The following is a 22,026-nucleotide window of genomic DNA, read 5'->3' on the forward strand; positions in this document are numbered from 1 at the left end:
TCACTGGCCTTGTTGTCAGTCAACAAGGTGCTACGAAAGGCGCTGGTATCCGGCGCCTTTTTTGTGTTTGCCGCGTGGCTCAATCCCACGCAGGCACTGCCCCCCAGTTGTCAGAACTTAAGCGTCGAGGGCGAGCCCGCCACGGTTGAGTTTGTCATTGATGGCGACACCGTGCGCCTTAGCGATGATACACGGGTGCGCCTGATTGGCTTGGACACCCCTGAGATATTTTGGCGCAATGCCGACCGGGATCCTGAGCCTTATGCGATCGAGGCGCGCGAGGTGCTCATTCAGCTGGTTGAAGATCATGACGCTGTCTTCGTATTTGTCGATGATGTTCGCCCTGAGGATCGCTTCGGCCGGCGCTTAGCGCATATGTTCACCTCCGATGGTGTGCCCGTGGCCGCGCTGCTGATGGCCGAGGGCTTGGCGACGCGGATGATTTTCCCGCCCAATCATCTTTTTGCCGATTGCTATAGGGATGCTGAGAATCAGGCACGCGCAGCGAACCTCAGACTCTGGAGCCTAGATGAAACTCAACCGATTCCCAGCACCCACCTCAGCGAAGACATGCGCGGTTATCAGTTCATCACCGGCCGGGTCACCCGCATCGGCTTTGGGCGGCGCTCGGTATGGATTAATCTGGAGGGCCGCGCCGCGCTTCGCGTCGACCATGGCGACCTGGGCTATTTTGATGGCATCGACTTTGAAGAGCTGGTGGGTGAGCGCGTTGAAGCCCGGGGCTTTATGTATGTCTCGCGGGGCGAGAATCGCATTAACCTGCGCCATCCCATCGATCTGGTTGTGCTCGAAAGCCAACCCTAGGCCTGCCCTGAACAAACTGGCGACCCTTAGGCCGCCAGCGGTGTTAGCAGAAAATAAATCTGTCCCGGTTTTGATTGATATGTTCTATAATTAGATCTCAAAATACTTTAGTGATCTTTTCATGGAACATTGCTGATGAGCAAGCCTGTCACGCGCAGCTATTCACGTTATGCCCGCGAGGCCACTGAACTGCTAGGAAATTTAATTCGCAGCACGCGGATAGACCGGGGTATGACCATCGCCGAACTGGCTGAACGGGCCGGCATATCGCGTGGCTTGGTGTACCGCATCGAATCTGGAGACATGGGCTGCTCCATTGGCGCTAGTTTTGAGCTGGCCGCTATTTTGGGCATCCCGTTATTCAATGCAGATCCTCAGACCTTGAGCCGGCACTTGGCTAGCTTGCAAGATAGACTCAGCCTCTTGCCCCAATCCGTGCGCTCCAGCGCGAAGAACTTAAAAGATGATTTCTAAAGCCCAACATCAGGAGGCCTATGTCTGGGTTTGGCTACCCGGGGCAACCACGCCTGTTGTTGCGGGACGAATTTCGCGTGCTGGCGATCGGTTTCTGTTTAACTATGGCCAAAGTTACCTAGAGCGAGCCGATGCCCTATCGCTTTATTTACCTGAGCTGCCGTTGCAAGCGGGCCAGATCAACCCTCTGCCGGGGCTGAGCATGGCGGGGGTTTTGCGAGATAGTGCGCCTGATGCTTGGGGGCGACGCGTCGTACTGAATCGCTTGATGGGCACTCAAGCTCGGCAAGCAGATATCGGCACGGTGGATGAACTCACTTATTTATTGCATTCCGGCTCAGACCATATTGGGGCTCTGGACTTTCAACAATCACCCCATGAATATGTGCCTCGCCAAGCACCGCCAGCGAGTTTAGAAGAGTTACTGAGTGCCTCAGAGCGACTCGAGCAAGGCGTGGCTTTGTCACCCGAGCTAGATCAGGCCTTGCTGCATGGCAGCTCTCTCGGGGGCGCTCGACCCAAAGCGGCAGTTGCGGGTGAAGATCATCAATTCATTGCCAAATTTTCCTCTTCCAATGACACCTATAACGTTGTCCAGGCTGAATTCATGGCCATGCGACTTGGCCAAGCCGTGGGTCTTCAGGTTGCCCCGGTGCACCTAGAAAAAATAGCGGGGAAAGATGTCTTGCTGATTGAGCGCTTTGATCGTCGATGGTCACAAAAGGGCTGGCAGCGCCGGGCCATGGTATCCGCCCTTACCTTATTTGGCTTAGATGAAATGATGGCGAGGTACGCCAGCTACAGCGATCTGGCGGAGATCATTCGTTACCGCTTTAGCCAACCCAAGAAGACCTTAAAAGAACTGTTTGCGCGGCTGGTGTTTAATGTTCTTTGTGGCAATACCGATGATCATGCGCGCAATCACGCCGCCTTTTGGGATGGCGATGGCTTGAGTCTCACCCCTGCTTACGACATCTGCCCGCAGATGCGCACTGGCAATGAGGCGACCCAAGCGATGTTGATCCATGGTGAAGATCGTTGGAGTCGCTTGACCAGTTGTCTGGCAGCAGCGCCGCATTTCCTCGTCGATGCCACGGATGCTCATGAATTGATTGAAGCACAAGTGGCCGGCATTCAAGCGCATTGGAATGAAGTGGCGGCAGCAGCCAATCTTAGCGCTCAGGACAGAGCCCTATTGGCAAACCGGGTGTTTTTTAATCCGTTTGTCTTTGAGGGGGCGCCGGCCAAGCTTCATGGGCGACTGACTTAAACAAACTGGCGGCCCTTAGGCCGCCAGCGGTGTTTACAGAAAATAAATCTGTCCCGGTTTTTAGGGGAGGAGGTGGGCGACGCCGTCGCGCTCCTCGCGCAGCTCCTGTTCGGTGACGGACATGCGCTCGCGGCTGAAATCGTCGATATCTAGACCTTGGACGATTTCGTAGCGGCCGTTTTTGCAGGTGACGGGGAAGGAGTAGATCAGGCCTTTTTCGATGCCGTAGCTGCCATCTGAGGGGATGGCCATGCTGACCCAGTCACCGGCCGGGGTGCCCAGCACCCAGTCTCGCACATGGTCGACCGCCGAGCTGCCGGCAGAGGCAGCGCTGGAGGCGCCGCGGGCTTTGATGATGGCGGCGCCGCGCTGCTGCACCGTGGGAATAAAGTCAGTTTCATACCAGTCACGTGCCACCAGGCCGGAAGCGGCTTGGCCTTTGACCGTGGCTTGGCTGATGTCCGGATACTGCGTGGCCGAGTGGTTGCCCCAGATAATCATTTGTTTCACATCGGTGGTATGCGCATCGGTCTTGGCGGCCAGCTGTGCTAGGGCGCGGTTGTGATCCAGGCGCGTCATCGCGGTGAAATTAGCGGGGTTTAAATCAGGCGCGTTGCGCTGCGCGATCAGGGCATTGGTATTCGCCGGGTTACCCACCACCAGCACTTTCACATCACGACTGGCGACATCGTTTAAGGCCTTGCCCTGCACGGAGAAAATCGCGGCATTGGCTTCGAGCAGGTCTTTGCGCTCCATGCCTGGGCCACGAGGACGGGCACCGACCAATAAAGCCACATCCACATCCTTGAAAGCTTCTTCTGGCTTATCACTCATGGTGATACCGGCTACCAGCGGAAATGCACAGTCGTCTAATTCCATGACGACGCCTTTGAGGGCGTCCAGCGCCGGGGTAATTTCCAACAACTGCAGGATTACCGGCTGGTCTTTACCCAGCATATCGCCGGAGGCAACTCGAAACAGCAAGCTATAGGCAATTTGGCCAGCAGCGCCAGTGACGGCAACACGCATAGGGGCTTTCATACGACTTCTCCGCTTCTTCAGGGAACAAAGTCCCTGATTTTAGCAGAGGATTGCGCGTGCTGCAGCGCAAAAGCCTTAGCTTTTGTCTTCACCTTTTTCGCCGGCCTGCGACATCGCATTCCAAAACACCTTTTGCATGGCTTCCATGTTCGCCATGCCGCCTTGCATGATCGGCTGCATCAAGGCCATGGCCTCATAGCCTGGCTGGCCCTCGCGCATGCGCTTGGACAAATCATCCAGCCATTCTTTTTGTAGTGGCTCCAGATCGGGCAAGCCGAGAAACGTGCGCACTTCCTGTGGGGTCGCATCCACACTGATATTGATTTTCATGCCCAACCTCCTCTTGGTCTACTTCAGTGAAAGTAGCAGATTGCTGGATTTGCCGCAGGGGATTTGCGGTTTTGGTAGACTCGCGGCGTGAGCGCCCCGACCTATTTGATTGATTCCAGTATCTTCATTTTCCGCGCCTGGCATACCTTGCCGGACACCGTCACCAACCGCGACGGGCAGCCCGCCAACGCCGTGCATGGCTTTGCGCAATTCGTTCAGCAATTACTGGCTGCCAAACCCACCCGTATTGCCTTTGCCTTCGACTCGGGTCTTGGCCAATCCTTTCGCCACAGCATTTATCCGGCCTATAAAGCCAATCGCCCGCCGGTGCCGGAGGACTTAAAACGCCAGTTTGCTTGGTGTCGGGCTTATGTCGAAGCCTTGGGCCTCACCCAAGTGACCAGCCCTGAATACGAGGCTGATGATCTGGTGGGGACGCTAGCAGATCGCGAGCGCGAGCGTGGCCAAAGCGTCATGATCATCACCGGTGATAAAGATTTAGCGCAGCTGATCACCCCCGGGGATTACTGGTGGGATCCGCATCGCGGCGCGCGCCTAGACCCTGGCGGTATTGAAAAGCGCATGGGCGTGCGTCCCGAACAGGTCGCTGACCAACTGGCGTTGGCTGGGGACAAGGTTGATAACATCCCGGGGGTTCCCGGCGTGGGCATGGCCACAGCAGCGCGGCTGTTACGGCGCAGCCATAGTCTCAATGCGCTCTTGGCGGACATTGCCGCTATTGAACAAATGCCGATCCGCGGTGCCAAACGCCTGATGCAACTGGTCGATACTCATCAAGAAACCGTGCGCCTGGCGCGGCAGCTCACCGGCATTCATTGTCATGTCGAACTGCCCAGTGGTTTGCGTTTGGAGCGGGGTGATCGCGATGCCGCGCAGCTGCACGAGCTCAGCACATTTTTGGGTCTCCCGGACAAGCTGCGATGAGTCGTCTGCTGGGAGCCATACTGCTGAGCCTCGGCATCAGTCTTGGCGCGCTTTATTCGCCGCCGGCCAACAGCCATCCGCATGCCTGGATTGACCTGAACGTGACGGCGGTATTTGATGAGCAAGGACGGCTCGTAGGTTTGCGTCAGTCGTGGCTGATGGATCCGTTCTACAGCATTTTTTTATTAGAGGAGATGGCGGACTATGCGCAGGGCGAGACCCATGAGCAGCAACTCAACAGCATCGCCCAACAGATTCTGGAAAATCTGGGGCCTTATGGGTATTTCACAGAGTTACGGTATAACAGTGATGCTCTAGACGACTCGGAAGGCCAACAGGCGACCCTCGAGGCCCACGGCCGCCGTTTGGAACTGACTTTTTTTATGGCGTTTGCTGCGCCTTTAGATCTTTCTGAGGCGGCTTTGGAATATGCCGTGTTCGACCCGACTTATTATGTTGAAGTCCTGCATACCGAAAACTCCGCCATTCACTTACAAGGGGGCTTGGAGTCCTGCGAGGTCAGGCTCACTCAGCCTCGGCCGGATCCGGCGCTGGTGGCGCGCGCCGCAGCCTTGGATTATGACGAAACAGGCGATCCGATGATGGGGCGACATTTTGCGGAATGGGTCAGGATTCAATGCGCACCCTAGGACTATGCCTGCTGCTTAGCCTGATGCTGATCTTGCCCAGCCAAGCGCTGGCGCAGGATGCAGTCACACCCGAGCGCGCCACTGCCACAGAGCAAGTCACGGGCTGGATGATTGCCCAACAGCGCTCCCTGCATCGTCAACTCGCCAACACCATGGAGGCTGTCGATCAGGCGCCGACGGCAGTGAATGCCGGCCTGCTCATCTTGGTGAGTTTTTTGTATGGAATTTTTCATGCTGCCGGACCTGGGCACGGCAAGATAGTCATCACCACCTATTTGGCGACGCATCGACAGTATTTGCATCGCGCCTTGGGCTTATCTCTGGCCTCATCACTGTTACAAGGCTTAACGGCTATTGCCGCGGTGGGCCTGACCTTACTGGTTTTAGGCCAAACGGCGCGCTCTGCGATGAATCAGGCGGTTTTTTTGGAACGCGCTAGTTTTGCTTTGGTAGCCTTGTTGGGGATGTTTTTGTTGCTGCGGGCGCTACGACAGATCCTGCGGCAACCGGCGCCAGCGCCAGCGCCAGCCGCCCACCCTGAACCTCACGAACACGCCGAGCATGAGCATGGCCATGGGCATCACCCGCATGCGCAGCACAGCGATGCCTGCGGCTGTGGTCATGCGCATCACGTCACCCCGGATCAGGCCGCGCGTGTGGATAGCTTGGGCAGCTTATTGGCCACGGTGGCGGCGGTCGGCATTCGCCCCTGCACCGGCGCCATTTTGGTGTTGGTGTTTGCCCACATTTTGGGGCTATGGCTGGCCGGGCTTTTGGCGGTGCTGGCCATGTCTTTGGGGACAGCCATGACGGTGGGCGCTTTGGCTTTGTTGGCAGTGAGCGCCCGTGACTGGGCCAGCCGCCTGGCCTCGGGAGCTTTAGAAACAGGCGCATTGCGCTGGCTCGGTCCCGCCGTTTCTGTGCTCGGGGGACTCATCATTTTATGGATAGGCGCCACCCTATTTTTGGGCAGCCTGCATGCGCCACCACCCCGACTTCCCGGTTTGTAATCTAGATACTTGCGACGATTGCCGCAGACACTTAAAGTGGCTTATGAAGATGCAAAGGGCCAAGTCCCGGGTTGAATGAGCAATGAGCAAGCGGCTAAGCCTTGGCAGTGCGTTACTCATGCTTTGCCTGCCACTGATGGCGGCTGCCGAAGTGAGCGAGCGCGACCGCCAACGGGCTCTATTCCTAGCGGCAGAGACGGCTTTAGAACAAGGCCAGCGTACGCGCTTTAATGATTTAAGTGCTGAACTCAGCGATTACCCTCTGCTGCCCTATCTAGAGTACGCGGCACTAAAACGCCAACTCTCACGAGCCACACCCAAAGCCATAGAGAGCTTTGCTGAGCGCTGGCCAGACAGCCCTTTAGCTCCTCGCTTACGCCAAGCTTGGCTGCAGTCACTGGCTGATCGCCAACAATGGACGCTGTTGGCCGAGGCTGATGTCAGCGGCGCCAGTACCACGATACTTTGCACCCAGCGCCAAGCCCTGCTGCGCTTGGGTCGTCGCGATGAGGCGCTTCAAGGCGTCGAGGATTTGTGGCGCGTGGGGCGCTCACAGCCACGCGCTTGTGATTCGGTATTTGAGGCCTGGCGCGCGCAAGGCGGGCCGGATACGGATCTGGGCTGGGCGCGTTTTACGCTGGCGATGCAAGAACATCAGTTGGGTCTGGCGCGTTACCTGCGGCGTTACTTAAGCGAAGCGGACCGCCCCAGCGCCGAGCAATGGTTGCGCCTAGCCGAACATCCCACAGAGCTGCGCCGACAGACTCAGTCAGCCTTGGAAAACCCCCATTGGGTGACCATCACCCCACCGCTGATGCAACGGCTGGCGCGACGCGATCCCCGTCAGGCGTTAGAAATCTGGGAACAGCGGCAATCCGATTGGGCGCTGCCTGAGGATGTGGCGCTTGATCTGGAGCGGTTTATTGCGTTTCGCCTGACCCTGCGTGAGCGCAACGGGGCCTTGAATCACCTGGCCAGCCTCCGGCCTGAGGTGTTTGATGACACCTTGCGGCAGTGGCAGCTGCGCTCGGCGCTTAGCATCGGCGACTGGGAAACCGTGCTACTGGCCAGCCAATCCATGAGTCATGAAGCTCAACAACAAGCCATTTGGCAGTATTGGCGGGCCCGGGCTTTGGAAGCCACCGGTGAGCGCGCTGCCGCTCGCGAATCCTATGCCTTAGCCGCTGAGCAGCGCAATTACTATGGCTTTTTGGCTGCAGATCGCCTGCAACAAGCCTATCGCCTTGGGCATCGGCCGCTGGTCGTCGATGCGGACGCCTTGGCGCAAGTCAGCACCATGGCTCCGCTGCAACGGGCGTTAGAGCTGAAAGCCTTAGATCGGGATATTGACGCGCGTCGTGAGTGGCTGGCTTTGCAAAATCAAATCAACGGTCAGCCCGATGCTTTGGTTGCTGCAGCGCATTTGGCGCATTTATCGGGCTGGCATGATCGGGCGATTTTTGCTGTCGCCCGAGCTCAGGAATTCGATGATATCGATTTGCGCTTTCCTATGGCATTCGCCGATCTTATCGCCCAGCACGCCAGTGCGCAGGGCATCAATCCTGCTTGGGCCTTTGCGGTCACTCGCCAAGAAAGCGCGTTTATGACCGATGCGCACTCCTCAGCGGGTGCTTTGGGGTTAATGCAAATCATGCCGCACACCGGTCGCACCATGGGCCGCACCTTGGGCACACCGGTATCCCATCGCCTGCAATTATTGGATCCCGAACTCAATATCCGCATCGGGGCGGCTTATTTAAAACGCAATTTAGAAAACTTCGGTGGTCATGTGATTTTATCAACCGCGGCGTATAACGCCGGCGCCAGGCGCGTACGTCAGTGGCTGCCGGAAACGGGCGCGATGGATGCCGATATTTGGGTGGAGCTGATCCCTTTTGCCGAGACCCGGCAATACGTGCAACGCATTTTGGCCTATCAGCTGATTTATGAGCTGCGCCTGGGCCAGGAACTGACCACGCTGAGCCGCTTGATGCCGCCCATCACCTCTATGGATGACTTGCCCGCCTCGCGGCTAGCGCATTATCAGCTGTGGGCCTCCGATAACGCCCCTGGACTTCCAGTCGCCATCGTCTGCGATGCGCCCGGGTACAACGAAACCCCCTGCTAGCTCAATTCGGTTCTTGGCCAACCAGCATGGCCGCCACATCACCAGCCTGAGTCTGCTTGAGCATCTGCCAACCTGCGGGCAATGCCGGCGGCTCTTCCTGGCGCGCATATTCCAAATAAAGTCGTGCGCTGGGTTTGAGTTGTCCACTGGACAGCAAGGCCTGCAAGGCGGGTGGCAGCAGGCCCTGGCCGTAGGGTGGATCCAAAAAGACGATATCCACCGGATCTTGAAGTGAGGCCAGCGCAGTGAGCGCATCGGCTTGCAGCACCTCGACTTGAGGAGCGGGCAAGGCCTTTTGTTGTTGGCGCAAATGCGTGGCCACTTTGGCATCGCGCTCGATCATCAGCACCCGGCCAGCAGCCCGCGAGGCGGCCTCAAAACCCAGAGCGCCACTGCCGGCGAAGGCATCGACACACATCGCCCCGGGTAGGATCGGCGCTAACCAATTGAACAAGGTCTCGCGCACCCGATCGGGCGTGGGCCGTAAGCCTTTAGCATCGGGCACGGGCAGGCGGCGGCTGCGCCACTGCCCGGCGATAATGCGGACCTGTCCCGGCGCTCCCGCTCGGGCTTTGCTCAACGACTGCCTCCAACGATCACGGTGGTGAGCCGCTGTGGGTTGATGCGCTGCGCGAAGGCCGTACTCACCTCTTCCTCAGTCAAAGCTCCGACTACATCGGTATAAGTTTCAAAATAGTCTAAGGGCAGGTCATAAAAACCGATCAGTGCCACATGATCGAGAATCCCCGAATTGCTGGCCATACGCAGCGGGAAGCCACCAATGATGTTCTGCTGGCTGGCCGCTAGAGCTTCTTGACCTATACCGTTATCTATAAAAGCTTCCAGCGTCTGACGCATCACTGCCATGGCTTCGTCGGCCTGTGAGCTTTCGGTTTGCATGACCATCATGAAGGGCCCCTGCACCGCCATCGGCGAGAATTGGCTGTGTACGCTGTAGGCCAGACCACGCTGTGAACGCACTTCATCCATCAACAAGGAGGTAAAACCACCCCCACCCAAGCGGTGATTGGCGACCCATAGGGGGAGCATGTCGGAATCGTCACGCGAGACACCTGGATGCGCCATATAGATATGCACCTGCTCAGAGGGGAAAGGGATCTCGATCACTTGTGCGGTTTCTGGTGCTGCGGGTGCAGGCGGCAAGGCGGCTGCGGCCTCACCCTCAGGCAGGGCGCTGGCGATGCGATTCGCCACGGCCGCGGCTTGGGTCAAATCTAGCCCGCCGACCATAATCAAAACCGCGTTGTGATTCACCCAATACTGCTGATAAAAGCCCTGCAGATCATCGTGCGTAATGGCCTGAAGACTCTCAGCCGTTCCCTCAGGGGGGCTGCCGTAGGGATGACCCTCATAGAGGCTGGCGAATAGGGCACGCCGCGCCAGCGCGCCGGGATTTTGCTCTAGGCTTTGCAGACCGATCTGCATCTGCCGGCGCACGCGCTCAATACTGCGCTCTTCAAAGCGGGCCTCGCCGATGACTGTGACAAATGTCTCTAAGGCGGTTTCCAGCCAGTCCGGTTCCGTCAGGCTGCGCAGCGATACCACGCCCATGTCCCGATGGGAATCAGCCGAGAAATTGGCACCCACTCCCTCGAAGCGTTCAGCAATGGCATCGGCATCCCAGACACCGGCAGCATCACCGATCAAGCCATGCATCATGCGCGCTAAGCCCGGCAATTCGCCATCGCGCGCTGCGCCAGCATTAAAGACCAAACGCACATCCAACATCGGCAAGGTGTCTGCCGGCACGAAATAGACCTTAAGACCCTGCTCGGTGGTCCAGTGCTGAATGCCGGCCACTTCAACCAAACCCTCGGGCAGCTGAGACTCCAGCGCGGGCGAAGCTCCGTCGGCAGGCTGAGTTTCAGCGAGCACCGCGGCCTGAGCAGACTCCTCAGACACCACCGGCGCGGCGACTTCCGCGCCACGCTGCTGACTGAAATAAATCCCGGCGATAATCGCGACGGGCAAGGCAAGAATGGCTATCCAATTTCTCATCGCAGATGGCCCTCAAAGTAACCGGGGGGATTGTCGGGATTGATAGGCAGCGGTTCTAACCAGGCGATAGTGCGCTGATCATGATCGAAATAGCGTTGCGCTACGGCCTGCACTTGTTCGGCGGTCACAGCACGGATCCGCTCGGCAAAGGCTTCGCCCACCTCCCAAGACAGTCCAGCAGCCTCGAGGCTTCCCAGGCGCATGGCCTGACCATGGATCGAATCGCGACGGTAGACATCAGAAGCCACGACCTGAGCCTTGACGCGCTCCAGCTCAGCATCCGTCACCAATTCATCTTGGAGGCGCTGCAGCTGAGCTTCAATAGCCACTTCGAGTTCGGTTTGGGTCACCCCTTCGCTGGGCGTCACGCTGACCACAAATAGATTATCCAGCCGCGAAAAGCCGGAGTAGCTGGCACTGGCGGAGGCCGCCAGCTCTTGCTCGCGCTCCAACTCTCGGGCAAAGCGCGCACTGCTGCCGCCATCCAAAATCCCAGCAGCCACCATCAGCGCGTAGGGTTCCCATTCCTCTTCAGCGGTGAGAATCACCGGCGCTTTATAGCCCATGATCAAGAGCGGCACACGAGCCGGGGCGCGCACGGTAATGCGGCGCTCACCCAGCTGTGTCACCTCGGTTTGGGACTTAATCAACGGCAAATCACTTGCGGGGATCGATCCAAAACGGGTCTCGGCCAGGGTCAAAACTTCCTCGGGCCGCACATCGCCCACCACGACCAAGATCGCATTATTGGGGGCATACCAACGCTGATACCAAGCGCGCAAATCCTCAATCGTGTAGGCATCGATATCCACCATCCAACCGATCACGGGGTTGCCATAGGGGCTATTGAACCAGGCCGTGGCATTAAAGTGCTCCCAAGCTAGAGCATTAGGATTGTCATCGGTGCGCAGGCGCCGCTCTTCGCGAACCACCCGCATTTCCTGAATAAACTCTTCTTCAGGAAACGCCAAGTTCTGCATGCGGTCAGCTTCCAGCATCAAAACCGTATCCAGATGCTCGGCCGATAGCTGCGCGAAATAAGCGGTGAAATCGCGACTGACGAAGGCATTCTCACGGCCGCCAAGGCTGGAGATGATGCGCGAGAATTCACCGGCGGGATACTCATGCGTACCATTAAACATCATGTGTTCCAGCGCATGGGAAACCCCGGTGATGCCGCCATGTTCATGGCTGGAGCCAACGCGATACCAGAGCATGGCAGAGATCACCGGCGCGCGGTGGTCTGGCTGGACCAGCACTTTAAGGCCGTTATCTAGAGTGAACTCATGCACCCCTGCACTGCGGGGATCAGCAGAAACGGTGCCTGCCAAAAGCAGCACCATCAGCCAACCCCAAAAACCTGTCTTACCTCTCATTTCGATGCACCTTGCCTAGTGGTAGGATGTGGGTCTTCGCTCAGCATAGACCTGAAATACCCATGTTCGGTTTCCGAAAAAAGCAAAAATCGACTTCCGAGACGACAGCTGCGCCGCCCGAATCGGCGCCAGAACAGCAGGAATCCCCTGCGGCTGCGCCACCTGGACCCACGCCAGAACAGCAGGAATCGCCTTTAGCCGCGCCACCTGAAACCCTGGCAGAGCAGCCAGAAACGCTCTCGTCTGTTGAGGATAACCAGCCTCGAGAGACGAAGAAAGGCTTATTTGCGCGCCTGCGTCAGGGTCTTTCCAAGACCTCATCCCAGCTTACCGACGGTATGGCTGGACTGGTGTTGGGCAAAAAAGCCATTGATGACGAGCTATTAGAAGAGCTTGAGACGCGCCTGTTAATGGCAGATGTGGGCATTGAGGCCACGGAAACCATTTTGCGAAAGCTCACTCAGCAAGTCGCGCGCAAATCCTTGGATGATGCCGATGCCTTGGTGCAGGCTTTAAAGGCCAGCATGACCGAGGTGCTGCTGCCGGTGGAGAAGCCTTTAAATATTGATCGCCGCCACAAACCCATGGTGATCCTAGTCCTGGGTATTAACGGCTCAGGCAAAACCACCACCATTGGCAAACTCACGCATCGCCTCAAAGCCCAGGGCCTTTCGGTGATGTTGGCAGCGGGTGATACCTTTAGGGCAGCAGCGGTAGAACAGCTGCAAACTTGGGGTGCGCGCAATGGTGTCAGCGTGATTGCTCAGGGCCAGGGCGCTGACTCCGCCTCCGTCATCTTTGATGGGCTGCAAGCGGCTAAGGCCAGGGGCATGGATGTCTTGATTGCCGATACCGCGGGGCGGCTGCACACCCAAGACAATCTCATGGAGGAGCTGAAGAAAGTGAAGCGAGTCTTGCAGCGTCTGGATCCTGATGCCCCCCATGAAACGCTATTGGTGGTTGATGCCGGCACCGGACAAAACGCCTTGAATCAGGCTCGGGAGTTTCATGCGGCCATGGGCCTCACCGGCATGGCGGTCACCAAGCTGGATGGAACCGCTAAGGGCGGTATTTTGTTTGCTATTGCTGATCAAGTCGGTGTGCCGGTGCGCTTTATCGGTATTGGCGAGCGCATCGAGGATTTGCGGGAATTTCATGCAGAAGATTTCGTGCAGGCCCTTTTGGACACGCCACATTGATCCAGTTGCGCAATATCACCAAGCGCTATGAGTCGGGCCAAGAGGCTTTATCGCGCATTAATTTAAAAGTCGATGCCGGGGCGATGGCGTTTCTCACCGGCCACTCGGGCGCGGGGAAAAGTACTCTATTAAAACTCATCGCCTTGATTGAGCGCCCCACCCGCGGGCAGCTAATGGTCAATGGCGCCGAACTGACGCAAATGAAGCCGCGGCAAGTGCCTTATTTTCGGCGTCAAATCGGCATTATTTTTCAGGATCATCATCTGCTGCGCGATCGTACGGTGTTCGATAACGTCGCTCTGCCGCTGCTGATTCAGGGCTATTCGCGCCAAGAAATTGGCCGACGCGTGCGCGCGGCATTGGACCGCGTAGGCTTGCTGCATAAAGAGCAAGCTGCGCCAATCACGCTGTCCACCGGGGAGCAGCAGCGCGTCGGTATCGCCCGCGCTGTGGTGCACAAACCCGCCATCTTGCTGGCCGATGAACCGACCGGCAATCTCGACCCTGAGTTGTCGCGGGATATCATGTCGTTATTCCTGCAATTCAACGAACTGGGCACCACGGTCTTAGTCGCCAGTCATGACTTGGATTTGATTCAGACCTTGGGCAAACCAGTGCTGCAATTGGCCAATGGCAGCTTGCAGCAAAGCGTGGTGGCTGACTGATGGCTAAGCCCGCGCTATATTCTCGCCTGCAGGCCTGGGGACTGCGCCATGTCGAGGCGCTGCAATTCAGCCTGCACAAACTCATCTCTGCGCCATTGGCCAGCGCCCTGACGCTGTTGGTGATTGGCATTGCTCTGACCCTGCCCGGCAGCCTGTATCTGCTATTAAGTAACGTGCAAACCCTCACGCCGCATTGGCAGGACAGCAGTCAGGTATCGGTATTCCTGCGCACCGATGCAGCCGCAGAGGAGTTGCCGCGCTTGGTGGCTGAACTGGGGCGTGATCCCCGGGTGGCGCAAATCCAAAGTATGACGCCGGAGCAAGCATTGGCGGAGTTTCGTCGGCACTCTGGCTTCGGTGAGGCATTGGATGTACTCGGCGATAACCCTTTACCGGCCACCATCCTGGTCACGCCGACAGCCGATCATCGCTCGCCCGAGGCCTTATCTGAATTGATCACCGATTGGCAGCGCCTCGACATCGTGGCCAGCGTCGAGGTTGACCTGTTATGGCTACAACGGCTGTCGGCGATTGCGCGCACACTGGAGCGCGGCACGCTATTGCTGGCTTTGCTGTTAGCGGCGGCGGTGCTACTGGTGATTGGTAACACCATTCGCTTAGACATCCAAAACCGTCGGGAAGAGATTGAGGTGGCGAAACTGGTGGGTGCCACCGATGGCTTTATTCGCCGCCCCTTCTTGTATGGCGGTTTGTGGCTGGGGCTGGGCGGTGCCCTGCTGGCGATCACCTTAAGCTTTATTCTGTTAATCGTGCTCAATGGCCCGATTCGCGAATTGGCCGGCCTTTATGGCAGTCCCTTTGGACTCTCCGGGCTGAGTCTTATTGAGATGCTCGGCTTGCTGTTTTTGGGCAGCGCATTGGGTCTTATTGGCGCTTGGCTGACTGTTGGACGCCATTTCAAGAACATTGAGCCCTAGGACACTTGAGAACTTCCGGGGGTATTAGCACTCTAAAGGTGACAGTGCTAATATCAGCCAAAACTCAGTTTTACCGGAGGACAAAACACGATGAATCAAGCGCTTGTGACCGCTCAAAGTCATTTGCTGGTGCCGGTTGGCAACCTGGATAGTTACATCCATGCCGTCAGCCAAATGCCTGTATTGGATGCCGAGGATGAGAAGACTCTGGCACGACGCCTGCGCGACGATCAGGATTTGGAAGCAGCCCGCGCTTTGGTGGTGCATAACCTGCGCTTTGTCATTCATATCGCCCGTGGCTACAACGGCTATGGTTTGAACCTGGCCGACCTGATTCAGGAAGGCAACATTGGCCTGATGAAGGCAGTGAAGCGCTTTGACCCGGAAATGAATGTGCGCTTAATCTCGTTTGCGGTGCATTGGATTCGCGCTGAGATTCATGAGTTCGTGCTGCGCAACTGGCGCATTGTCAAAGTCGCCACCACCAAAGCCCAGCGCAAGCTGTTTTTTAATCTGCGCAGCGCCAAGAAACGCTTGGGCTGGTTTAGTGCCGACGAGGTGGCCAAAGTCGCCGAAGATCTAGGCGTGAGTACCAGTGATGTTTTAGAGATGGAATCTCGCTTGGCCGGACAAGACATGAGCTTTGATCCCATGCAGGCGGATGAAGACAGCGCCTATCTGAGCCCGGCTGAGTCGTTGATGGATACCGCTGAGGACCCCTCAGAACTGCTGGAACGCCATGACTGGGAAAGCCACTACCAAACCCGTCTGGCAGCTGCCATGGGGGATTTGGATGAGCGCAGCCGGGAGATTTTGGCGCGGCGTTGGCTGGCGGATGAAAAAGCCACTCTGCATGAGCTGGCTGCGGAATATCAGGTCTCGGCGGAGCGCATTCGCCAGCTCGAGGCCAATGCGATGAAGAAATTGCGCGGCGTACTGGCGGCCTAAGGCCGCCACACCCTTATCAGCCGAAGATCACGACCGACAAAAAGCTCAACCAAGAGAAGATAATCAGCAATACCACCAGGGTCATGGCGGCATTGTTGAAACTCCATAGCGACTCTTTGGGTTCTTGTTTGTTGGGGTTACTCATGATGACTTCTCCTGCTGCGCAGCGGGCTTTTGCCGCCGCGGAATTCTCGGATCATCGTCGTCCATGATGATGCGGTAAGGCGGTCCATCCATATCTTCATATTGTTCTTGGCGCACGGCCCAAAGAAAACCGGCCAGCAACAGGCCCATAAACACCACGCCCAGCAGCATCAGGACATACAGAATTTCCATCAGTGCACCTCCTCAATCACCGGTGCGGTTGCCGAATTTCGGGGCTCATCCCCGTCATCTTTCAGCCGCAAAGCATTGGCCACGACCAGTAGCGAACTCATGGACATACCCAAAGCCGCCAGCCAGGGTGTAATCACGCCCAGCGCAGCAATTGGTACTGCTAGACCATTATAACCAATAGCCCAACGTATATTCTGCCGAATGATATGCATGGTGTCTTGAGCCCGCGCAATTCCATGCGTGAATTCTGTGAGTTGATTGCGATACAAAATCATATCGGCGCTTGCCTGGGCCAACTGCGTGCCACTGGCCATGGCAATCGAGACATCCGCTGCGGCCAGCACCGGTGCATCATTAATGCCATCACCGAGCATCGCCACTTGCGCCCCCTGAGCCTGCAGCGCTTGCAGGGCCGCCAGCTTATCTGATGGACTCATGCCCCCCTGCCATTGGCTCACGCCGACCTGCTGGGCGACGGCGCCCACAGCCGCTGACGCATCTCCGGAGAAGACATGCACCTTAAGGCCGCGCTCCTGCAACGCCTGCACGGTGGCTAAAGAGTCGCTGCGCAGCTGATCCTCCAAGACAAACAAGGCCAGCAATTCCTGCTTAGAACCTAAGGCAACCAGACTGGCAGCCGGATAGTCAGCGCGCACCTTAGCTATGGGTTGCTCACAGCCGCCACAGTGCTCGCCCACAAAACTCGGGCTGCCGATGCGCAGCGACACACCATCGATATCACCCTGCACGCCGCGGCCGGGTTCCGCCTTTAAGCCATCAGCGGGCTTTGGCTGACTTTGATGGAACACCTTAGCCATGGGGTGCTCCGAAGCCACCTCCAGCGCCGCCGCCCAATCCAATACCTGCTGCTGGGTTTGGCCGGCAAAGGGAATCACTCGCACCAAACTGAGTTGGCCGCGGGTGAGCGTGCCGGTTTTATCAAAGACCACATCGGTGACTTGCGCCAAAGCCTCTAGGGCATCGCCATTGGTCGTCAACAGGCCACGCTTTGCCATGGCGCCGGTTGAGGCGGTGATCGCGGTGGGCGTCGCCAGCGCCAAGGCACAGGGGCAACTCACCACCAACATGGCGATCACCACCCAAAAGGCGCGCGCCGGATCAATGAAAAACCACCATATACCGCCGGCCAAAGCGGCCAGCAACAATACCGCTAAGACGAACCAGCCCGTGCCGCGCTCGGCCAAGCGAGCGATGCGCGGGCGCTGGTTCTGAGCACGCTCCAATAGCCGCTGTATCGAAGACAACACGGTGTCTTGGCCAATGCGGGTGACCTGCATCATCAGCGGGCTTTCGATGTTGACTGTACCCCCCGTGAGCGCATCACCGACGCCGCGCCGTCTGGGTAGGCTCTCACCGCTTAACAAAGACTCATCGACACTGGATTGTCCGGACTCCACTTTGCCATCGGCAGGAACAACCTCGCCGGGCTTGACCCGCAGGCGATCACCGATGGCCAGCTCACTGACCGCCACCTGCTCATCGCCTTGGGGTGTGATGCGTGTGGCAATGGTGGGCAAGAGGCGCGCCAGTGATTCAGTGGCTTGTCCTGCACGCTGGCGAGCGCCCATCTCCAAATAACGCCCGGTGAGCAAAAAGAACACGAACATACAGACGGATTCGAAATAGACATGTTCGCTATAGCCCATGACGGTGGCCCAGCTGCTGGCGATAAAGGTCGAGCCAATGGCCAGCGCCACCGGCACATCCATACCCAGCTGCCGCTTTTTCAGGTCGCGCCAAGCACTGGTAAAAAATCCCAGACCGGAATAAAACACCACCGGCAGCGTCACCAACATCGCCACCCAGCGAAATACTTGCATCAAATGCTCCTGCCCAGGGGCATCGTGACCCAGCCACAGGGCCACGGCTAACATCATCACTTGCATAGTCCCCAAACCGGCCACCACCAAGCGTCGCAAGGCGGTGTTGCGCTCGCGCTTGTAAGCAGCCTCTTGGCGTCCCGGATCAAAGGGGTGGGCGTGATAACCAATATCGGTGATAGCAGCGAGGACTTGGCTGAGATGGATTTGGCTGTCATCCCAGCGCAGCCGCGCCCTATGGGTGGAGTAATTGACATTAAATTCCTGCACACCGGGCAATGCTTTGACGTGGCGCTCATTGAGCCAGACACAGGCGGCGCAGGTAATACCCTCAAGCATTAATGAGGCTTCACGCAGAGTGTCAGACGCTACATGCACAAAACTGCGCTGCACCTGGGGCGCATCATAGAGCTGCAGCTGTTTTAGAGCCTCTAGCGGATCCGCTGGACGCGTGGGCAGCTCGGTCCGGTGGCGATAATAGTCCTCTAAACCAGCCTCGGAGATCGCCTTGGCCACGGCTTGGCAGCCCGGACAGCAAAAATGTCGAGTCTCACCGAGGATCTCATGGATGTAAGACTGTTTCGCCGGTAACGGCAGGCCGCAATGGAAACAGCCTGACTGACTCATCCCTGACGCACGGCGGTATAGGAGCGCATCTCATGAAGTTCACTGCCGCGCACGACCTGCAATAATAAATCCCAGCGACCAGGCATAGTCAGGGTCAGCTCCACTTGATAAACACCGGGGCCGACCTCGCGCATTTGAAATTCCTGATCACGCCGCTCATCCGAAGGCCGCATAAACTCGCCCGAGACATAGGCACCGCGCACCGGGTCACCGTAGCGATCGACTACTTCTACCTGGAACACAGCCGGCTCATCGCGGCGCGGTACTTCTATCCAACCCTGGCGCACCTGCCAGCCGCGCTCAGCTTGGATTTGCGCTTGTTCTAGATACGTCACCGCTAGGGCCTGATTACGCGTAGAGATATGTGCGGCAAACCCCGGGAAGAACGAGGTGACTTCTTGGCCGCCGCTACGTGGCTCCGGCAGAATCCGCCCGACCAGGTTACTGGGCATGCCCTGATGCGCTACCGTCAGCAAGATTCCGTTCACCGTCGCAATAACCATGAAAAATCCAATGATGGTGGCGGGTGCCCAATGAAAGCGAATGCGAAAACCAGGTTTTTCACCGCGGGCCTTTTGTGATTCCAGCTGCGACATGATCATGCCAAGGCCATAGGGGGTAATAAAATACAACGCAAAATGAATCGCAAAAACGTCCGCGCCCTGCCAAAAAACGATGGAGATGGGGATGTAGACCAACATCACGGCAACCAAAACGGTCACCGACACTTGATAGGCGCGCAGCTGAGTGAAGCGATAGAGAACAAAAAACAGCAGGGCCGCCGCAGCCACCCCCGAACTCAGACTCAAGACCAAAGAATCCATGACCGTTTTTTCCTCGAACTGATTCAGTGACTAAATTGCGATGTAATGACCACCGGCTCCATGCCGCTTGGTGCAACGGGCACGATCTCAAAACTCAGTGGCCGCTGTTGTCCCACACCTGGCTGAGCAGGATAGCGCACCCGCGCTAGGAGTGTGGTGCTTTGCTGGGGGAGTAATTCAATGGTCTCAATGCGGCCAGTATCCAAAACCGCGCCCGGCAAGCCTGAAATGCGCAGCTCCAAGGTCACGGCTTGCTGAGCCTTATTATTGAGTTTGATTTGATAGCTATTTTGCACCGAGCCATCGCTGAGGGTCACAAATAACGGTTGACGCACCTGACTCACAGAGGCATCCAGCGGCGCCTGAGTGGCGATCGACCAGATCAGTACGCCGATAATCAGCAACAGCGGAATGCCATAACCAAAGGTCTTGGGCTTTAACACCCGTGCCGGCTTGCCCGCCAGCGCATTTTCTGAGGTATAGCGAATCAGGCCGCGATCCCAGCCGAGTCGATCCATGACATTGTCACAGGCATCAATGCATAGCGCGCAGTGGATGCACTGATATTGCAGGCCATCACGAATGTCGATGCCCACGGGGCACACCTGCACACACATACCACAGTCAATACAATCGCCAATGCCGTCAGCCAACCGAGCCTCATGATCACGCGGACCTTTGCCCATGAGGCGGCGGCCGGCAGCGGCTTCGCCGCGCTTTTGATCATAGGAGACAATCAGGGTGTCGCGATCGAACATCACGCTTTGGAAGCGCGAATAGGGGCACATATAAATACAGACCTGTTCGCGCAGAATGCCGGCAAATACATAGGTAGTCAGTGTCAAAAAGCCGGCAGTGAAATAAGCCGCATAGGCGGCTTGCCCGGTGAAAAAACTCACCGTCAGCGTGGGCGCATCGCCCCAATAGACGATGAAGGTGAAGCCTGTCGCAAACGCAGCCACTAGGTACAGGAGGTGGGTGATCGTGCGCAGTGTCAGGCGTTTGAATGCCGGGCCATCACGATCTAAACGCATGCGCGCGGCGCGATCGCCTTGCATCCGGCGTTCGATCCACATGAACAAATCCGTCCACAGGGTTTGAAAACAAAAATAGCCGCAGAACACCCGGCCCGCCATCCCCGTCACCATGAACAACAACAATGCGGCGATGATTAATAGCCCGGCCAGCCAGAAGATATCTTGGGGATGGACCAGCAGATTAAACAGGTAAAAGCTGCGACCCGGAATGTCGAATAAGACCGCCTGATCGGGCCCATGGGGGCGCTCCCAGCGCAGCCATGGCAATAGAAAATAGACGGAGTAGGCCAAGCCCAGCACCGTCCATTTCAGATTGCGAAAGCGTCCTTTGACGGCGCGGGGGTAGATGGGAATCCGCGCTTCATAAACCTCATTCATCTCAGCCTGCCTGGGGTGGCGGGCGGCTACTGGCCTCCGCCGAATTGGTGGACGTAAGTCGCCAGCACGCGGATCTCAGCTTCAGAGAGACGATCGCCGAATGCGGGCATTTGTCGATTCACCCCGCGGGCCACCATCTCGCTGACTCGCGTCAGGCGCTCTTCGTGACTGGCAGCCCCCAGAACATCCACATTCTGCCAGATATTGTTGCGCAGATCCGGCGCGCCCAAGGCGCGCAGACCCGCCCCATCCGGTCGGTGGCAAGCCACGCAGCCACCTTCCGGCCCCAAGTAAATGCTCTGACCGCGCGCAATCAGATCGGCATCGCCCTCATGTCCCGCAATATTCAGCACATACGCAGAGACCGCACGCAATTGGCCAGCGTCTAGCGTCTCACCGAAATCCGGCATGTAACCCATGCGGCCATGGCGGATGGAGTGCTCGATAGAGGCCAGATCGCCGCCCCAATGCCAGTTGTCATCGGCCAGATTGGGATAGAGTTCGATGATCCCGGCACCGCCGGTTTGATGGCAGGCGGCGCAATTATCACCAAACATGCCGCGACCATAAGAGTTCACAAAAGCCAGTTTGGTGGTATCGGAAAGCACTTCATCAATAGAGCTGTCGGCCACGACACGCAGCATTTCCTGCTGGCGCAGGGCCATTTCACCGGACTGCATTTCACGCGCAAGTACGGCGCGGGTATTCCAGTGCGTGGTGCGCGGCTCACCCTCAACCTCAAAGGTCACCGTGGCAAAACCCTTGGTGAAGGTACTGGCGATTGGCCAGGCGGGATACAGCAGCCAATAAACGATGGCGAAGATCACTGTGGCATAAAAGCCCCACAACCACCAACGCGGCAAGGGATTATTGTATTCGCACAGATCGTCATCCCAGACATGACCGGTGGTTTCTACCTCGGTGCCCGGGGCTTTACCCGGTGTTTTTTTGTCGGATGCGCTCATAACCGATCCTTTTTATCCTGCGAATGCTGCTCATCAGCATCGTCGTCAAAGGGCATGTACTTATAGGATTCGAGGCGCTCGGAGCGGCCCCGGCTGGAGTACAGATAAATCAAAATGCCCACAAAAGTGCTGAAAAATAGGATCAGCGCAACCATCTTGCTGTTGCCCAAATCCGTTATCCATCCCCAAAACTCTGCCAC

The 22,026-nt window shown here is 57.4% G+C and carries 23 protein-coding genes; 11 read left to right on the forward strand and 12 right to left on the reverse strand.

The genetic code is table 11. The features are described 5' to 3' along the window. Positions 1-12: 12 nt before the first annotated feature. From CKX93_RS03450 to CKX93_RS03460, 3 genes are all read left to right on the forward strand, one after another. On the forward strand, positions 13-825 hold the full coding sequence (locus tag CKX93_RS03450; RefSeq protein ID WP_159435520.1) for a thermonuclease family protein: 813 nt from the start codon (positions 13-15) through the stop codon (positions 823-825). A gap of 135 nt (positions 826-960) precedes the next feature. Next, entirely contained in the window at positions 961-1,299 is a 339-nt protein-coding gene (locus CKX93_RS03455; protein ID WP_076755326.1) for a helix-turn-helix transcriptional regulator, read from the forward strand. Next, positions 1,289-2,569 carry a type II toxin-antitoxin system HipA family toxin gene (locus tag CKX93_RS03460; protein ID WP_076755327.1) on the forward strand — a complete coding sequence of 427 codons (1,281 nt, stop codon included), beginning with the start codon at positions 1,289-1,291 and terminating at the stop codon, positions 2,567-2,569. Before CKX93_RS03455 ends, CKX93_RS03460 begins: the two co-directional genes overlap by 11 nt. A gap of 60 nt (positions 2,570-2,629) precedes the next feature. Here CKX93_RS03460 and CKX93_RS03465 read toward each other — a convergent pair whose 3' ends face one another. Then, positions 2,630-3,610, reverse strand: a complete 981-nt coding sequence (locus tag CKX93_RS03465) for a malate dehydrogenase (protein WP_076755328.1) — start codon at positions 3,608-3,610, stop codon at positions 2,630-2,632. Between the two features lie 75 nt (positions 3,611-3,685). Beyond that, positions 3,686-3,940 carry a DUF6489 family protein gene (locus CKX93_RS03470; RefSeq protein WP_076755329.1) on the reverse strand — a complete coding sequence of 85 codons (255 nt, stop codon included), beginning with the start codon at positions 3,938-3,940 and terminating at the stop codon, positions 3,686-3,688. An 87-nt stretch (positions 3,941-4,027) separates the two neighbouring features. On the opposite strand from CKX93_RS03470, the gene CKX93_RS03475 reads away from it, so the two are divergent. From CKX93_RS03475 to CKX93_RS03490, 4 genes are all read left to right on the forward strand, one after another. Beyond that, positions 4,028-4,885 (forward strand): 5'-3' exonuclease, encoded by an 858-nt coding sequence (locus CKX93_RS03475; RefSeq protein ID WP_076755330.1) that lies wholly within the window; start codon positions 4,028-4,030, stop codon positions 4,883-4,885. Next, a complete protein-coding gene (locus CKX93_RS03480) occupies positions 4,882-5,535 on the forward strand; it encodes a DUF1007 family protein (RefSeq protein ID WP_076755331.1) in 654 nt (217 codons plus the stop codon). Before CKX93_RS03475 ends, CKX93_RS03480 begins: the two co-directional genes overlap by 4 nt. Continuing rightward, positions 5,523-6,545 carry a nickel/cobalt transporter gene (locus CKX93_RS03485; protein ID WP_076755332.1) on the forward strand — a complete coding sequence of 341 codons (1,023 nt, stop codon included), beginning with the start codon at positions 5,523-5,525 and terminating at the stop codon, positions 6,543-6,545. Before CKX93_RS03480 ends, CKX93_RS03485 begins: the two co-directional genes overlap by 13 nt. Before the next feature lie 82 nt (positions 6,546-6,627). Then, positions 6,628-8,673, forward strand: a complete 2,046-nt coding sequence (locus tag CKX93_RS03490; protein WP_076755333.1) for a transglycosylase SLT domain-containing protein — start codon at positions 6,628-6,630, stop codon at positions 8,671-8,673. 1 nt (position 8,674) lies between these two features. Here CKX93_RS03490 and rsmD read toward each other — a convergent pair whose 3' ends face one another. From rsmD to CKX93_RS03505, 3 genes are read right to left on the reverse strand one after another with little or no spacing between them, the layout of a single operon-like run. After that, positions 8,675-9,253, reverse strand: a complete 579-nt coding sequence (rsmD, locus tag CKX93_RS03495; protein ID WP_076755334.1) for a 16S rRNA (guanine(966)-N(2))-methyltransferase RsmD — start codon at positions 9,251-9,253, stop codon at positions 8,675-8,677. Continuing rightward, positions 9,250-10,692, reverse strand: a complete 1,443-nt coding sequence (locus CKX93_RS03500) for a M16 family metallopeptidase (protein WP_084178644.1) — start codon at positions 10,690-10,692, stop codon at positions 9,250-9,252. Before CKX93_RS03500 ends, rsmD begins: the two co-directional genes overlap by 4 nt. Then, a complete protein-coding gene (locus tag CKX93_RS03505; protein ID WP_076755335.1) occupies positions 10,689-12,068 on the reverse strand; it encodes a M16 family metallopeptidase in 1,380 nt (459 codons plus the stop codon). Before CKX93_RS03505 ends, CKX93_RS03500 begins: the two co-directional genes overlap by 4 nt. Before the next feature lie 62 nt (positions 12,069-12,130). Between CKX93_RS03505 and ftsY the strand changes: the two genes are divergently transcribed. The 4 genes from ftsY to rpoH all read left to right on the forward strand — a co-directional run bounded on the left by ftsY (position 12,131) and on the right by rpoH (position 15,818). Next, on the forward strand, positions 12,131-13,267 hold the full coding sequence (gene ftsY, locus CKX93_RS03510) for a signal recognition particle-docking protein FtsY (RefSeq protein ID WP_076755336.1): 1,137 nt from the start codon (positions 12,131-12,133) through the stop codon (positions 13,265-13,267). Next, on the forward strand, positions 13,264-13,932 hold the full coding sequence (ftsE, locus tag CKX93_RS03515) for a cell division ATP-binding protein FtsE (protein ID WP_076755337.1): 669 nt from the start codon (positions 13,264-13,266) through the stop codon (positions 13,930-13,932). Before ftsY ends, ftsE begins: the two co-directional genes overlap by 4 nt. Further along, entirely contained in the window at positions 13,932-14,870 is a 939-nt protein-coding gene (gene ftsX / locus CKX93_RS03520; RefSeq protein ID WP_076755338.1) for a permease-like cell division protein FtsX, read from the forward strand. The genes ftsE and ftsX overlap by 1 nt, the downstream gene beginning before the upstream one ends. Before the next feature lie 90 nt (positions 14,871-14,960). After that, positions 14,961-15,818 (forward strand): RNA polymerase sigma factor RpoH, encoded by an 858-nt coding sequence (gene rpoH, locus CKX93_RS03525; protein ID WP_076755339.1) that lies wholly within the window; start codon positions 14,961-14,963, stop codon positions 15,816-15,818. Positions 15,819-15,834: 16 nt separating this feature from the next. Here the strand turns inward: rpoH and CKX93_RS09520 are convergent, their stop codons facing one another. Genes CKX93_RS09520 through CKX93_RS03555 form a run of 7 tightly spaced genes read right to left on the reverse strand, consistent with a single transcriptional unit; the run spans position 15,835 to position 22,026 of the window. Continuing rightward, entirely contained in the window at positions 15,835-15,963 is a 129-nt protein-coding gene (locus CKX93_RS09520) for a hypothetical protein (protein ID WP_268753138.1), read from the reverse strand. Continuing rightward, on the reverse strand, positions 15,960-16,154 hold the full coding sequence (ccoS, locus tag CKX93_RS03530; protein ID WP_076755340.1) for a cbb3-type cytochrome oxidase assembly protein CcoS: 195 nt from the start codon (positions 16,152-16,154) through the stop codon (positions 15,960-15,962). The genes CKX93_RS09520 and ccoS overlap by 4 nt, the downstream gene beginning before the upstream one ends. After that, on the reverse strand, positions 16,154-18,622 hold the full coding sequence (locus tag CKX93_RS03535) for a heavy metal translocating P-type ATPase (RefSeq protein WP_076755341.1): 2,469 nt from the start codon (positions 18,620-18,622) through the stop codon (positions 16,154-16,156). The genes ccoS and CKX93_RS03535 overlap by 1 nt, the downstream gene beginning before the upstream one ends. After that, positions 18,619-19,446, reverse strand: a complete 828-nt coding sequence (locus CKX93_RS03540) for a FixH family protein (protein ID WP_076755342.1) — start codon at positions 19,444-19,446, stop codon at positions 18,619-18,621. The genes CKX93_RS03535 and CKX93_RS03540 overlap by 4 nt, the downstream gene beginning before the upstream one ends. Before the next feature lie 23 nt (positions 19,447-19,469). Further along, positions 19,470-20,861, reverse strand: coding sequence for a cytochrome c oxidase accessory protein CcoG (gene ccoG / locus CKX93_RS03545; RefSeq protein ID WP_076755343.1), 1,392 nt, complete (start codon positions 20,859-20,861; stop codon positions 19,470-19,472). Positions 20,862-20,887: 26 nt separating this feature from the next. Next, positions 20,888-21,826, reverse strand: coding sequence for a cytochrome-c oxidase, cbb3-type subunit III (gene ccoP, locus CKX93_RS03550; protein ID WP_076755344.1), 939 nt, complete (start codon positions 21,824-21,826; stop codon positions 20,888-20,890). Continuing rightward, positions 21,823-22,026: a cbb3-type cytochrome c oxidase subunit 3 gene (locus CKX93_RS03555; RefSeq protein WP_076755345.1), complete on the reverse strand. Its 204-nt coding sequence runs from the start codon at positions 22,024-22,026 to the stop codon at positions 21,823-21,825. The genes ccoP and CKX93_RS03555 overlap by 4 nt, the downstream gene beginning before the upstream one ends.

The sequence above is a fragment of the Ectothiorhodosinus mongolicus genome (assembly GCF_022406875.1).
In the GTDB taxonomy this organism is placed as follows: domain Bacteria; phylum Pseudomonadota; class Gammaproteobacteria; order Ectothiorhodospirales; family Ectothiorhodospiraceae; genus Ectothiorhodospira; species Ectothiorhodospira mongolica.

What these genes read in the sequence shown, in the direction of transcription:
- ftsX (WP_076755338.1), top strand. Translation starts at nt 13,932, where the DNA reads ATGGCTAAGCCCGCGCTATATTCTCGCCTGCAGGCCTGGGGACTGCGC.
- CKX93_RS03500 (WP_084178644.1), bottom strand. Translation starts at nt 10,692, where the DNA reads ATGAGAAATTGGATAGCCATTCTTGCCTTGCCCGTCGCGATTATCGCC.
- rpoH (WP_076755339.1), top strand. Translation starts at nt 14,961, where the DNA reads ATGAATCAAGCGCTTGTGACCGCTCAAAGTCATTTGCTGGTGCCGGTT.
- CKX93_RS03470 (WP_076755329.1), bottom strand. Translation starts at nt 3,940, where the DNA reads ATGAAAATCAATATCAGTGTGGATGCGACCCCACAGGAAGTGCGCACG.
- CKX93_RS03480 (WP_076755331.1), top strand. Translation starts at nt 4,882, where the DNA reads ATGAGTCGTCTGCTGGGAGCCATACTGCTGAGCCTCGGCATCAGTCTT.
- ccoP (WP_076755344.1), bottom strand. Translation starts at nt 21,826, where the DNA reads ATGAGCGCATCCGACAAAAAAACACCGGGTAAAGCCCCGGGCACCGAG.
- CKX93_RS03465 (WP_076755328.1), bottom strand. Translation starts at nt 3,610, where the DNA reads ATGAAAGCCCCTATGCGTGTTGCCGTCACTGGCGCTGCTGGCCAAATT.
- CKX93_RS03490 (WP_076755333.1), top strand. Translation starts at nt 6,628, where the DNA reads ATGAGCAAGCGGCTAAGCCTTGGCAGTGCGTTACTCATGCTTTGCCTG.
- CKX93_RS03505 (WP_076755335.1), bottom strand. Translation starts at nt 12,068, where the DNA reads ATGAGAGGTAAGACAGGTTTTTGGGGTTGGCTGATGGTGCTGCTTTTG.
- ccoG (WP_076755343.1), bottom strand. Translation starts at nt 20,861, where the DNA reads ATGAATGAGGTTTATGAAGCGCGGATTCCCATCTACCCCCGCGCCGTC.
- CKX93_RS03535 (WP_076755341.1), bottom strand. Translation starts at nt 18,622, where the DNA reads ATGAGTCAGTCAGGCTGTTTCCATTGCGGCCTGCCGTTACCGGCGAAA.
- ftsY (WP_076755336.1), top strand. Translation starts at nt 12,131, where the DNA reads ATGTTCGGTTTCCGAAAAAAGCAAAAATCGACTTCCGAGACGACAGCT.
- CKX93_RS03485 (WP_076755332.1), top strand. Translation starts at nt 5,523, where the DNA reads ATGCGCACCCTAGGACTATGCCTGCTGCTTAGCCTGATGCTGATCTTG.
- ccoS (WP_076755340.1), bottom strand. Translation starts at nt 16,154, where the DNA reads ATGGAAATTCTGTATGTCCTGATGCTGCTGGGCGTGGTGTTTATGGGC.
- CKX93_RS03540 (WP_076755342.1), bottom strand. Translation starts at nt 19,446, where the DNA reads ATGGATTCTTTGGTCTTGAGTCTGAGTTCGGGGGTGGCTGCGGCGGCC.
- CKX93_RS09520 (WP_268753138.1), bottom strand. Translation starts at nt 15,963, where the DNA reads ATGAGTAACCCCAACAAACAAGAACCCAAAGAGTCGCTATGGAGTTTC.
- CKX93_RS03460 (WP_076755327.1), top strand. Translation starts at nt 1,289, where the DNA reads ATGATTTCTAAAGCCCAACATCAGGAGGCCTATGTCTGGGTTTGGCTA.
- CKX93_RS03455 (WP_076755326.1), top strand. Translation starts at nt 961, where the DNA reads ATGAGCAAGCCTGTCACGCGCAGCTATTCACGTTATGCCCGCGAGGCC.